This is a genomic window from Pseudoalteromonas sp. UG3-2, from assembly GCF_037120705.1.
In the GTDB taxonomy this organism is placed as follows: Bacteria; Pseudomonadota; Gammaproteobacteria; order Enterobacterales; family Alteromonadaceae; genus Pseudoalteromonas.
In genome coordinates this window covers 295,016-308,461 of the sequence record NZ_JAWLJU010000002.1, presented here as the reverse complement: position 1 = coordinate 308,461, position 13,446 = coordinate 295,016, and the positions used below count along the sequence as shown (strand labels likewise).

Below are 13,446 nucleotides of genomic sequence, written 5' to 3'. Positions count from 1 at the left end.
ATTATTACTCGTAGGATGTTTATTCTTCGCCTTTGCTGTAGCCAATTAGACCAAACACTACTGCGATAGTTAAAATAATGATATCTAAATAAAATAGTGGTTTTTGCGTGCTCAATAAGGTGCCTAGAGTAACTAGCACCAAGCAACCAGCAGTATATTTATTTTTTGATTTTTCCATAATTCCACTTCCAGTATGGTGATTGAGTTGCGCGTACTTACCAAAGAGCACGCAAAACCCATAGCGGGTACAAACTTATTGATTATGCTAAGTTACAAAACAACAAAATGCAATGATATGAACCCAGATGCTTTTACCATTACAAATTTTAGAGCTGAGTGCGGATAAACAGAGTGGTTTACTTGCTCAGCCAAGAATTTTTTTGTATTAATGTTTTATTTTTAAGTGAGTGCTTTTATAAGGTTAGCTGCTAACATTCCTACACCAAAAGACAAGGTAAACATGGAGGTGTGACGATAAATTTTAACTTTATTAGAAACACAGTAAATTGTTTTCCCTTTAAGTAAGGAGTCAACTATGAATTCTTGGCCAAAAAGTGATATTAAAATAGAAGCCCCGAAGCAAATAAATGGGATATAAAAATCAGCATTGAACTGAATTACCTTGAGTTGGATTAAGATAACTACAGCACCTGTTATCACAGATGAAAGCCAAGCATATTGCTTCAATAACTCAAAGTTCAATTCAGTAGTTACAGTCTCATTTTTATCTTTGTTATCTTCCGTATGTTCAACTGCATTATTTGTTTCTTTACTTTCTTCCACCGACACCTTGTGTTGCTCCATATTTCAATTTAACCCCAAAACGGATAAAACTAACACTACGCTAACATGTGAACTTACCCAACTATGAAAACGCTTACTTGCTTAACTGTGTTCTCTACTGTGGCTTTTTACCAAGGTAAAAGACTGCTGTAAATAGAGCTGATATAAAAAGCTGGTTATACAAACTTGAAATATAAGGATCATTTGAGGGTCTCGCAGCCAGACTCCAAATACCCATATTTATAAGAAATAAAATTAGTGCTTTAGAGCAGGCGTTAATAATACCAACTCGCTGATTAAAGTGCCCTATTCAAGGCAAGGATTTGGCACTTCTGTTGCTGTGAATAAGAAATTTTAAATGCCATTAACGTTAAGTCTGCTGCCTCAAATTGAGTAAGTCTTAATGCTGATTGATATAACTTAGTCGGCACTCATGGACGGGAGCAGAACCTGTCGAGGACAATGTAAACAATACACCTGCCAACTTATACAGCAAAGTGATGCCATTGCATAAACAAGCCAGCTCCGGCCAGTGAGCAAGCAATAATAAAATTCATGACTTCTTTGGAGCTCAATGTTTTATGCTCTTTTACAAGATGCTTGGCATGAAGTCTAACACCTAAAGGCTGAACTTCAGCAGTTTGCTTGGGTAAGGCAATCAGCCCCGCCAGTATCATGGTAAATAACAGACCATAGCTTGACTGGGTTAAGAAGAAAACGGCCAGAGAAAAGGCGGTAATGGAAAAAATCCAAGAAATGAATTTAAACATAGCATCTCCGTTTGCTATATTATTTGATTAGTTGTCTGCTACTTTAGCGATTTTTATTCTCTCTACAAGCCATTGCACGGCGCTAAATAAACATAATTCACCAACCGTTCCACCCCTCTGCCGAGAAAACCAGTAAAAAGTTATATATATCAACACACTAAGTCGTTTCATTTAGTCAAAAGTCAATCTGTCTCTTTTAAAGAAACATATTTAACGCTCAATAAAGTAAGACATATCTTACACGCAATAGGCTAAACGGCTATTTTTTCACACTTACTTATGGTTTTTATTGTTGAATTGCTATCGCCAATGCCATACTGCACAACTCACAATGACGACAGCCTACTCACCTATGTTCGATATTAAAAGAAACCCAGAGGGCTGGTACTGTAACTTACCAACATGTTTTTCGTCTGCTGGTAATGATCAAGTGCTTTTTTATGGGTTTCTCTACCGATCCCTGACTTTTTATAACCACCAAACGCCGCGTGCGCTGGGTACATGTGGTAACAGTTTGTCCATACCCTACCCGCTTCAATATTGCGGCCAAAGTGATAAGCGCGATTCATGTCTCTGGTCCAAACTCCGGCACCGAGTCCAAACTCAGAGCTGTTAGCCAGCTCCAGTGCTTCTTGCTCATCTTTAAAGGTCGACAAGGAGATCACCGGACCAAAAATTTCTTCTTGGAATACGCGCATCTGATTGTGGCCTTTTAGCAAGGTCGGTTGAATATAATAACCTGCCTGATGATCGCCGCTCAGTTGCTCCACTCCTCCGCCAATCAACACCTCAGCTCCTTCTTGCTTACCGATATCGATGTAGCTCAAGATTTTATCGAACTGTGCTTTTGATGCCTGCGCCCCAACCATGGTGTCAGTATCTAATGGGTTGCCCCGTTTTATTGCCTGCGTACGAGCCACTACCTTGGCAATAAAGTCGTCATAAATGTCTTCTTGCACAAATAAACGCGACGGACAAGTGCATACCTCACCTTGGTTAAAGTAAGCTAACACCGCACCTTCGATGCATTTACTTAAATACTCATCGTCGGCTTGCATGACGTCACTGAAGAAAATATTTGGTGACTTGCCGCCAAGCTCCACCGTGGAAGGAATGATGTTTTTAGCCGCACACTCGAGAATTTTCGAGCCCACTGGCGTTGAACCGGTAAATGCAATTTTGGCGATTCTATCGCTGGTTGCCAGCGCTTCGCCTGCTTCAGCGCCAAAGCCATTAACAATATTAACCACACCATCTGGCAGCAGATCCGCTATCAGCTCCATAAATAGTAAGATAGATACAGGAGTTTGCTCAGCTGGCTTAAGTACCACACAATTGCCTGCAGCCAATGCTGGAGCGAGCTTCCACGCTGCCATCAGTAAGGGAAAGTTCCATGGGATAATTTGCCCGACCACGCCTAGCGGTTCATGAAAGTGATAGGCGACGGTGGTCTCATCAATCTCGCCAATCGCCCCCTCTTGGGCACGGATGCAACCGGCAAAGTAACGAAAATGGTCCGCCGCCAATGGCACATCAGCTGCCAGTGTCTCGCGCACCGCCTTACCATTGTCCCAAGTCTCAGCAACGGCAAGGTATTCAAGATTGGCGTCAATTCTGTCGGCAATTTTTAATAACGTATTACTGCGCTCAGTGACACTGGTTTTTCCCCAAGCCGATTTCGCCTCATGGGCGGCATCCAGCGCTAATGCAATATCTTGATGATCTGAGCGTGGAATTTTGCAAAACGCTTTGCCATTAACCGGGCTAATATTATCAAAGTAATTTCCCGACACGGGCGGTTGCCATTGTCCCGCGATAAAGTTTTCATACTGTGACTTAAAATTAACTACGGCACCATCGGTGTTCGGATCTGCGTATATCATAGTAACCTCTGCAACGTGTTTTTATCGTTATTGTTGAATAAAGCCAAATACACTGTTTAACTTTTATTCACCTTATCCAGTTGACATTAGCCCAGTTCCCTCTTAAAAACTTAACTATGGGTATGTAAATTTGAACTCTGAGTCCGAATTGCAAAAAAAGGAGAGGCACAGTGCAATTAGCTAAAAAACGCGCCAAGGTAGAACGGTTAGTAGAAAATAAAGTCAGTTTTGCGGCAACCGATGCTGAACTCAGTGTTTACGATACCTATGAGCCAAGTCATGGGGTCAAACTGGCCGCCAGTGAAGTGTTATTCTGCGCCATGATAAGTGGCAAAAAGGTCATGCATGTCGATGATTGCAATTATCACCAAGCTTTTCTACCCCAGCAAAGCTTTGTACTCGCTCCGCAACAAGCTGTGTATATCGACTTTCCAGAGGCGTCTTTGCAATCCCCCACTAGCTGTCTTGCCATTGAAATCAGCCGCGATAAGATTGCGCAAGTGAGTGAGCGCATGAGGCGCCACGATGATGACTTAATCCATTATCAAGATACCTTAGTGCACACCGAGCACAATTGGCAAACACAGCACTGTTTAAGCCGTTTACTGCATCTATTTATTGAAAATGATCCAAATCGCAGCTACTTTATTGATCTCGCCATGGAAGAGTTGATCGCCCGATTACTGCAACAACAAAGTCGTGACTTACTATTGACTGTGGCACAGCAAAGCCCAGACAAATCCGGGCTGCATCACGCACTTAATTATATGGAAAGCCACCTAGAGGAACCGCTGGATGTTGATAAACTCTGTAAACTAAGCTGTATGAGCCGCAGTCGTTTCTTTGCTCAGTTTCGCCATTATTTCAATACCACGCCACAGCAATGGCTACAAGCAAGAAAATTAAACCATGCCAAACAAAAACTAAAGCAAGGCATACAAGTCACTGCGGTGAGTTTTGCACTGGGGTTTAAGCACCCCAGTCAATTTAGCCGGGCATTTAAACAAGCGTTTAATATTAGCCCGAAAGCGTATCAAAACCGTTTTCTAGCAAGTGGTAAAAACGACTACTTACGCCATTAGTCCAGCCAAAGCCTTGTTGTACCACATACTCGCCACCGCTTGCCCGTTGTTCTGGATGCTCAACATTGTACTTCTCCAATAAGCAACCATGGTGCTCAAAGCCAGTTTCAACGGCGTACAGCCAAGCCCGCATAATGGCCTCTGCTAGCTTGGTCTGGCCATAATGTGCCAGTCCTGCCACGGCAAACCACTGCAGTGGCGCCCAGCCATTAGGGGCATCCCATTGTTGCTCGGTGTGGTTTAAAGTGGTCACTAAGCCGCCTTGTTTAAGAAACCGACGCTCAATGTTAGCAGCCATCTTTTGTGCTTGCTGCGGGGTCGGTACCTTGGCAAATAACACCGCTGTTGCCGCCAAAGAGCAAACCTTGGCACGGCTATAATCACTGAGTTCAAGATCGTAGTACCAGCCCCCCTGTTCACACCAAAAATACTGTTGCAACAAGGCCTGTCTTTTTTCTGCCAGTTTACCATAGTGCTTAGCTTGATGAGGCTTTGCCAGATTTGACCAGCACTTTTCAAGTTGTTGTTCTAGCAATAACATCAAGGCATTTAAATCAACCGGAATAATGTCCGTGGTGCGAATGCTACTTAGGGTTTGGGGATCGGCGAGCCAGCGGCTGCTAAAATCCCACCCCGATTCACACGCAGCACGAATGTGTTGATATAAGATGTCAGGGTTTGGCGCTGATTGCGCAAGCTCCAAGTCTTCTTTAAAAGATTCCGGCCTTGGCAACTGCAGCGGATCCCAATAACGGTTCAATCGCCCGCCACAAGGCATGTGAACCACTCGGCGCTGCGCTACTTGCTCTGCTCCTTTGTCATCAACCGCCATCCAAAAAGCATACTCTTTTTCTAACGCATCCGTAACCGTCTCTAACCAAGCGTCGTCTTCACTTATTTGTTGCCACAGCAAATCCACCATCAAGGCGGTGACCGGCGGCTGTGAACGACTCTGATAATAGTCACGATTACCATTGGGCACATGCCCAAAACTCGCAATTAAGCTAATAAAGTTATTGAGCATGCCGGCGACTAAATCTTCGCGGCCAACATCCATCAGGCCCAGCGCGGTAAAATAGCTGTCCCAATAGTAAATTTCATTAAAGCGGCCACCCGGTACTACATATGGATGTGGTAATGGCAGTAGCGAACCTTTAGTTGTGACACTGGGCTGGCGTGATAAGCGCTGCCAAAGCTCGGCGATGTATTGTTTTGCATTGCTCAATCTTGGTAACGCCTGTAACTCTGTCGCCGCTTGAAAGGAAAAGTGTGCTTGCACAAACGTAAGCAAATCCTGTCCTTTAGGTTGCTGTAATGCAAATTGCGCTTCGATTTCATCAACGGGACTATTCGCGACTGCGTCTGCAAAGGTTTTGCTATCGGCAAAAATGCCCGCTTGTTGCACCGCTTTAAACAATTTGCTGCTATAAAAGCTCGATTGGTACTGCATAGGATTAACTCACTTCATGTTGCAGATTGGCTTTATCCTGTGCCAATTTGGTTGAATCACTCATAATTTTAAAAAAGAACAAGCACACAACAATGATAGCCATGGGCACCAGTGCACCATAAAACGCTTGCTGTCCACCGAATTGTTCAAATACGATCCCGGTTATCATTGAGCCGGTGCTGCCGCCTAGAGCCGAGAACACCACAATTAGTCCAGTCATCGCGGCGTGTTGAGTGGTGGGCAAGCTGCTGAGCATCACCGAATTAATAACCGGATAAATAGGCGCCATAAATAAACCTATTAGGGGCATTAGAAACGCCACTAAAGGGGCATCGAAGAGGGACTGAATGGGCGTTTGATCAACCAGCTCAGTCATGGGTAAGGTTAATAACACCAATGCCGCCATGGCAAACACGCAGACATTTAATACGATGTACCAATGCACTTTGGTTAATATTGCCCCTGCACCTAGGCGCCCAAGCGCTAAGCAAGCAGCAAAAACACTGGTGATTTGTACGCTAATATCCACCGGTAGCGCTAAAATTTCATTGTTAAACGTTGGCAGCCAAGTGCCAATGCTTTGTTCAATGAGCACGTATAAAAATGCTGAAATAACAAAGACTAACACCAATGGCTTGGCCACCAGCTTAAGCATGGATAAGAACGCTTGCAGAGGCGATTCGGTGACTTGTTGCCGCTCTGGCTTAGCGATAGGCGAGATCCAAACAATAAACGCCGTGATAGCACTGAGCACAGCTAAAACAAAATAGACATGTAACCAACTGGGCTCTAAGGTGCTGGTGTCAATAAAAGCAGCAAACACCCAATAACCACCCAGTACCCCGAGCATAAAGACGCCTTCAATGAAGTTGAGTAAGCTAGAGTGCTGATTACTGCCCTCGGTTACTTGCCCCACTAAGGCGTACACCGATACCTTAACCACCGCAAACGCAGATCCAACCGCAGCGAAAACCAACTTTAATACCCAAAACTCAGCAATAATCGGAGTGAGCGCGCACACTAAGCTCACCAGCACTAAAACCAGCGTAAGGGCAATTTTAAAGCCCACCCGAGGGATAAAGGAGGCCACTAAGAAAGACACAATGGCGATGGGCAGATCTTTAAACGCCTCTAGCGTCGCCGCTTCCGCTTTACTGACATTAAAACTATGAATCGATTGCAAAATTACTGTACCCACGCTATTGAGCAAAATAGCAAAGAGGAAGTAACTTGCTGCCATAGCGAGAATGATGCGTGCTCGGTTCATTATTATTCTCGTAACTAGAGTGAATGTTATTCAGTCTAGACAGACTTGCGCCTTTTTGCAATCGTTTGCATTAAAAACCAAATTCTTTTTTATTGGTCTTTGTTATTAATGGAAAAATAGAAACTTATATCCTGTATAGGGCGCTCATCACCCTATTCACTGGGCGGAAATACGGGATAAAACTAGCTTGACTGCCTGACAATCAGTGTTGAAGCGACCTCTTGCGAATCACAGTGTTTACCAGCCAATTGTTGTAGTAACTTAGCCACTAACAGCTCAGCCGCAGCAGCGGTGTCTTGCTTAACCGTTGTCAAAGCAGGAAAGCTTATTTGTGCCATAGCAATATCATCAAAACCGACAATACGAACGTCGTTGGGGACACTAACATAGCGCTCTTTAAGCGCTTTTAATGCCCCTAACGCCACCATATCACTGCAGGCAAAAATGCCATCAAACACCAACCCTTGTTCACGTAATAATTGATTGATTTTGCTATAAGCGGCGTCTGAAGTGATATCAATTTTCACCATATTGGCACTTACCGCATCCGTCGCATGAGCTACGGCCTGACAAAAGCCTCGGTAACGCTCACCAAGCTCAGCGTGACCCGGGTCGCCCATAAATAACAGGTTTCGCGCGCCTTGTGCCAATAAGTGCTCGGTCGCCGTTAAGCCACCAACAAAGTTGTCACTGCCTACTATGGGGTAGTTGGCTGAGGTTTTAGGGTCGCCCCACACCACTATCGGTGTTCCGGCTTTTGCGGCTTGCTCGATTCTGGCTTGCTCTTTACCTTGGCCTATAACAATCACGCCATCGGCTCGGCGTCCAGAAATAAAGTAGCCGTGCCAATCTTCACCGGCCATAAACGAATTCGATAACAATAACTCATAGCCATTGCGGTTCACTGCGCGATTAATATCACTCACTACCTTGAGCAAAAACGGATCATCAACCGATTGCTGGGTTTCCGCTTCAAGATTAATTATCACCGCAATGACTTTGGTTTTTTGCATTCGCAACCGGCTTGCTGCTGCGTTAACGCTAAAGTGGTGCTGTTTGGCTAGCGCTTGAATGCGCTCGCGGGTTTCTTTTTTAATCAGAGGGTTGTCGTTAAGTGCACGTGATGCGGTAGAAGCGGACACCCCAGCAAGCTGAGCCAAATCGGATAGGTTAAGTTTTTTTGTTGCCATTATTGCTGACCTTTATTACATCACATGCTGTGCGCTAACAGTAACTGTATGAAAATAGTGATATTACTGTAGGCCTCTGAATTTAAGTATATCGCACCTTTAAACCCAGTTGGCAAGCCAATTTAGAATTTTATGACAGTTTTTTATACAACACCATTGCAAACGTTTGCATTAACATCTATTTTAGAAAAAACAGCATAAAGAATTGTCGGTTTAATAGCCACTAGCTATTTCCGGCCACGCAATGTATGACAACAACGAGAGGGCTTTTGCCGTGATAAAAACAACCACTTTTAGCTTGGTCGCTGCTGCTGTGAGCATGGCGCTCAGCGTTTCAGCTAATGCCGAGCAAGCGAGCAACAAAAAAGACAAAGTAGAGACCATTATCGTATCTGGTACACCTGGAGGTATGGGGGTATCAAAAATCGATGCCAGCTTTGCCGTGACTAATATCGATGCCGTGCAAATCGATAAGTTAGCTCCAAAGAGCACCGCCGACTTGCTAAAAGCCGTACCTGGTATCTGGGTTGAGAGCTCAGGTGGTGAGTCGGGTGCGAACGTGTTTGTACGGGGTTTCCCCGGTGGTGGCGATGCGCCATTTTTAACCGTCAGCTTGCAAGGCAGCCCTATTTATCCGCCCCCAACACTGTCATTTCTAGAAAACACTTCTATTTTTCGTCTCGATGAAACCATCGCCATGATGGAAGGCTTACGTGGCGGCCCTAACCCGGTTGTTTCTAATGGCCAGCCAGGGCTTACCACTAACTTCCAGCTTAAACGTGGCAGCTCTGAAACCGAGGCGACGTTCAAATACACCACCACAGATTATGGCCTCAACCGCATTGACGGTGTATTAAGTGGCGAAATAGCAGACGAGCTTTATTACATGGTGGGCGGCTATGTTAAGCGTTCATCGGGGATCCGCGATGCCGGTTTTAGCTCTGAACGTGGCCATCAGTTTACCATTAACTTAACTAAAGAGTTTGACCGTGGCGAGTTTAATATTTACACCCGTCAAACCGACGATACTGGCGCGTGGTACTTACCTACGCCACTGAATGTTGCCGGAGTGGATGCTGAGTTTACGCAACTGGGCACCAATAACCGTAAAGCCATTATTTATGCCGGCAATAACCCCACTGCAATGGCCATTGATCTCGGTGATGGCCGTGGCTGGAAGGGCCATGTTTCTGGCGGTAGTTTGAACGTCGAGTTTGATAATGGCTGGCAACTGACAGACCGTTTCAGTTTAACGCAAGGCGATGCTAACACCTTAGGTTTAGTGCCAGCGGGTGCAGCGACTCTATTAAGTGAAGTGGCAGACAATGGCGAGTCGGCAACCGGCAGCGTGACTGGTAACAGTTATGACGGCAATACCATGGTGCAGCAATATGGTCGTTGGGTGGTACTAAAAGAAATAGAGGCATTCAGCAATGATTTAGCCTTTAGTAAAGACTTTGGTGATTGGTCGAGTGCCTTTGGCCTCTACACTGCTACCACATCAGCAGAAGATTGGTGGAGTTTGGGTAATACCGCCTACCATGTGTTAGAGCAAGGCGGTGAAGTGCTTAATGGCATTGCTTGTAATGCCGACCTAGCCGGTTGTGCCTTTAACTACGACATTAATAGTTCAGGAGACGCCACCACTTTTGCTCTTTATACCACACAAAGCTACCAAGCAACTGACAAGCTCAAATTCGATTTAGGTTTACGCAGTGAGCAACATGAGGTGGAATACTCAGTTGACGAAGGACTCGATGGCATCACCACCATAGCAGTTGACTACGATGAGCGTAAAACATCCTGGACTGTGGGTGCGGATTATCGCCTAAGTAATGAGTCGGGCACTTTCGTGCGCATGAACAAAGGCTATAAAATGCCTTACTTCGATGACTTTAGAGATAACTTTGGCGCCTATGAAGGTGGTGAGTCACTGATAAAAGAAGTCACTCAGGCTGAGCTGGGTTACAAATACATGGGTAATGCCAGCGACTTGTTTGTCACCTTATTCAGCAACGAAGTGAAAGGTGACACCTTTGTTAGACGCCCAGGTGTGCCAGCAGAGATCTTAACCAATGAAGCAATGGGCTTAGAAGTAGATTACCGCTACAACCACAGCTCAGGGCTGTCGGTTAACTTAAACGCTACTTGGCAAGACACAGAGATCACTGAAAGCCCCAGCAACGAAGGCAACAAGGCACAGCGCCAGCCAGATTGGATGCTACGTATTACGCCAAGCTACGACTTTGAAATTGCCAATATGTACGCCACCCTCTATGGCACCCTCTCAGCAGTGGATGATCGCTTTGGTAATAATGAAAACACCGTTGTGCTAGAGGGCTACGAAAAGGTTGATGTCGGCCTTATTCTTGAGCCAAGTGAAGGCGTTAAGCTGCAGTTAGCCGTTGATAATCTCACAGATGAACAAGGGATCACCGAAGGCGACCCGCGTAATCCAGACTCACCAAATGGCCGCTATATTATGCCTCGAAGCGTGAAGTTTAGTGTTGCCTATAGTTTTTAAAGCTGCACGTAATAAGCAAATTTATCCCTTGAACTGTTAATCACAGCAGCAAAAATGGCCGCAATTGCGGCCATTTTTTTTATCACAACAGCGACATTAATCTAGCCAGAATTCTTTTTTGAATTTCAGACCAAATTCACTGCGGTCATTGCTGCGCATTACGCCCACAAAGCCACTTTGCTGCAGACGACCTACGTCGTACACTTCGTTTAATACGTTCTCACCGTATAACGTCACTTCCATGTCACCGTCAGCATTAGTATAAGAAACATTAAAGCCAAGTAGTTCACGTGATTCAATGTGTTCACTTGCACGGGTAACCGATTGACCTTGCATGTCTGAACGATAAGAATAACTGCCGTTAACCGTGATAGTGGCGCCATGGTCTAAGTCGTAGAAGTACGTTGGTGCTACCATGACGGTCCAGCGTGGTGTCAATGCTGGGACATCGCCCTCACCAATACCAACTACGCCATCGTCAACATGAGTGATTTCAGAATCAAGGTAACCAATTGAACTACGTACTGAGAAGTCGTCAGTGATTGCCACTGTGGTTTCCAGCTCAATACCTTGCGCTTTTGATTCACCGGCATTTTCAACTGTAGTGACAAAGCCACTACCCGCAGTAGGATCGTTAAATGGTAAAGCTAAATCAGTGTAATCGGTAACGAAAGCCGCAACCATCATAGACACATTGTCATGCACTTGGCCTTTAAAGCCTACTTCATAGTTAATGGCTTTGGTTTCATCAAAAACAGTAAATTGTGCCGGACCGTTAAATGGACGTGGCGGGAAGCCACCACTTTGGTAACCTTTTTGTACTTGTGCGTAAACGTTAATATCGCGAGTTAGCTGGTAAGCAGCATTAATATCCCACGTTACTTCATCAAACTCAGCAGTAACAAACTTACGTTCAGTAAAGCTTGGGAACATAGCATCGGCTGCTTTTTTGTCTTCCGAATAACGCAAACCACCACCAATGCTTAATAAATCGGTGATATCAAAGCTGGCATTAATGTACGCCGCATAAGCGTCTGTTTCTTGGTTGATGTCGAAGTAACCATAATCACCAAATGAAGCGGTTACGCCATCATTCATAAGGCCATTTGGGGTATTCCAAGGGCTAAATACGAATGGGCCTGAGCTGGTAAAACCATCTTCGTTAAAGTAATACAGTCCAGAGACAAAGTCCCAGGTATCGTACGTACCATTGAGTTGTAGTTCGAATGAGTGCTGATCGGCTCCACCTTCTTCTGGGAATTCCGACAAATTAAGCGCTACCGCATCATCATCAAGGCCACCGGTGTACTCTGAGCTACGTTTGCTGGCAATGAATTTTACTGCATAGGTATCGGTTGCTTGCCACTCAGCGGTAACCGCCCCACCCCAACCTGAATAGTCTGTGCTCTCAATTCCTGCCACTGTGGTTGCAAGGTCGTCAGGGTTATTTGGTAGCATGGACGCGTCAAGCAGTGGGAAATCGCCATTTTTCGGATCGTTAGGATCCAGTGGCTCGGTCAGCTCGATGGTATAAGGGGATTGACCGGATTCATTATCCACGGCGTCAAAAGCAGCCGTTACAACAACATCGCTGCTTGCTTGCCATTTAACTGCTAAGCGACCACTGAGCTCTTGCTCTTCACCAATTTCTTTTTCTGGGTTGGCCAGATTAATCGCTTTACCAACACCATCACGTTGTTTGTATGACGCACTCGCTGAGAAACTTAAATCATCTGTTAAAGACTGACTGGTGTATATATCCGTTGCTAAACGACCGCGTGAGCCGATTTTAGCCTGTACTGTGGCAATTTCTTCAGCGTCAGGTTGTTTGGTGATAACGTTAACGGCACCACCTAGAGTATTACGGCCATACAAGGTTCCTTGTGGACCACGCAAAACTTCAACTCGTTCTACGTTTGGCAACGACAGGTTTGAGCCCATCTGGCGACCAAGATACACTCCATCAACGTAAACACCCACACCTGGGTCGGTAGTGATAACATGATCTTGCAAGCCAATACCACGAATGAATACGGATGCATGAGCGGCATTACCAACACCATAGCGGGTGATGTTCAAGTTTGGTACAAACTTACCAATGTCATCAAGGTTGCTGATGTTCGCCTTATCAATGTCGCCGGCGCCAATAGACGTAATGGCAGTTGGGGTTTCAAAAAGGCTTTCGGTACGCTTACGTGCGGTTACTTCGATTTTCTCAAAGACCTGTTTTTCTTGTTTAGCATCATCCGCTTGTTCAGCAACTGCTGTGCTAGGGAAGGTAACGGCTGCAAGTACCGCAGCTGAAATCGCAGATAAACCAAGGCGAGGTAAAACTGTAATCATATAATCTCCAAAGGAATCACCGTGTGTGAACTGGTTGCGAGAGGTCACAACCCATGCCTAAAACCATTTAATTTCAGGCATAAAAAAAGATGCGCTTAAGGCATCTCTTTCCTCTGGAGGGGCATTATAGTCACAACGACTCTAAAATGAAATA

General features: G+C 45.2%; 10 protein-coding genes. 2 read left to right on the top strand and 8 right to left on the bottom strand.

Going from position 1 to position 13,446, the window contains the following annotated elements:
- Positions 1 to 19 precede the first annotated feature (19 nt).
- The 4 genes from R3P39_RS04700 to exaC all read right to left on the bottom strand — a co-directional run bounded on the left by R3P39_RS04700 (position 20) and on the right by exaC (position 3,436).
- Positions 20 to 178 carry a hypothetical protein gene (locus R3P39_RS04700; protein WP_336565965.1) on the bottom strand — a complete coding sequence of 53 codons (159 nt, stop codon included), beginning with the start codon at positions 176 to 178 and terminating at the stop codon, positions 20 to 22.
- Positions 179 to 399: 221 nt separating this feature from the next.
- Entirely contained in the window at positions 400 to 783 is a 384-nt protein-coding gene (locus R3P39_RS04695) for a hypothetical protein (RefSeq protein WP_336565964.1), read from the bottom strand.
- Between the two features lie 485 nt (positions 784 to 1,268).
- The gene (locus R3P39_RS04690; protein WP_336565962.1) at positions 1,269 to 1,553 is read right to left on the bottom strand and encodes a hypothetical protein; all 285 of its coding nucleotides are present in this window, start codon (positions 1,551 to 1,553) and stop codon (positions 1,269 to 1,271) included.
- Positions 1,554 to 1,915: 362 nt separating this feature from the next.
- On the bottom strand, positions 1,916 to 3,436 hold the full coding sequence (gene exaC, locus R3P39_RS04685) for an acetaldehyde dehydrogenase ExaC (protein WP_336565961.1): 1,521 nt from the start codon (positions 3,434 to 3,436) through the stop codon (positions 1,916 to 1,918).
- A gap of 170 nt (positions 3,437 to 3,606) precedes the next feature.
- On the opposite strand from exaC, the gene R3P39_RS04680 reads away from it, so the two are divergent.
- Complete coding sequence (locus tag R3P39_RS04680; protein WP_336565960.1) at positions 3,607 to 4,518, top strand: AraC family transcriptional regulator; 912 nt, start codon at positions 3,607 to 3,609, stop codon at positions 4,516 to 4,518.
- Here the strand turns inward: R3P39_RS04680 and R3P39_RS04675 are convergent.
- From R3P39_RS04675 to R3P39_RS04665, 3 genes are all read right to left on the bottom strand, one after another.
- Positions 4,454 to 5,968: a trehalase family glycosidase gene (locus tag R3P39_RS04675; protein WP_336565959.1), complete on the bottom strand. Its 1,515-nt coding sequence runs from the start codon at positions 5,966 to 5,968 to the stop codon at positions 4,454 to 4,456. The genes R3P39_RS04680 and R3P39_RS04675 overlap by 65 nt on opposite strands.
- Before the next feature lie 4 nt (positions 5,969 to 5,972).
- Positions 5,973 to 7,235 (bottom strand): MFS transporter, encoded by a 1,263-nt coding sequence (locus tag R3P39_RS04670; protein ID WP_336565958.1) that lies wholly within the window; start codon positions 7,233 to 7,235, stop codon positions 5,973 to 5,975.
- Positions 7,236 to 7,417: 182 nt separating this feature from the next.
- Positions 7,418 to 8,425, bottom strand: coding sequence for a LacI family DNA-binding transcriptional regulator (locus R3P39_RS04665; protein WP_336565957.1), 1,008 nt, complete (start codon positions 8,423 to 8,425; stop codon positions 7,418 to 7,420).
- Between the two features lie 244 nt (positions 8,426 to 8,669).
- On the opposite strand from R3P39_RS04665, the gene R3P39_RS04660 reads away from it, so the two are divergent.
- A complete protein-coding gene (locus R3P39_RS04660; RefSeq protein ID WP_336577263.1) occupies positions 8,670 to 10,949 on the top strand; it encodes a TonB-dependent receptor in 2,280 nt (759 codons plus the stop codon).
- A 96-nt stretch (positions 10,950 to 11,045) separates the two neighbouring features.
- Here the strand turns inward: R3P39_RS04660 and R3P39_RS04655 are convergent, their stop codons facing one another.
- A complete protein-coding gene (locus R3P39_RS04655) occupies positions 11,046 to 13,292 on the bottom strand; it encodes a TonB-dependent receptor (protein ID WP_336565956.1) in 2,247 nt (748 codons plus the stop codon).
- Positions 13,293 to 13,446: the final 154 nt, after the last annotated feature.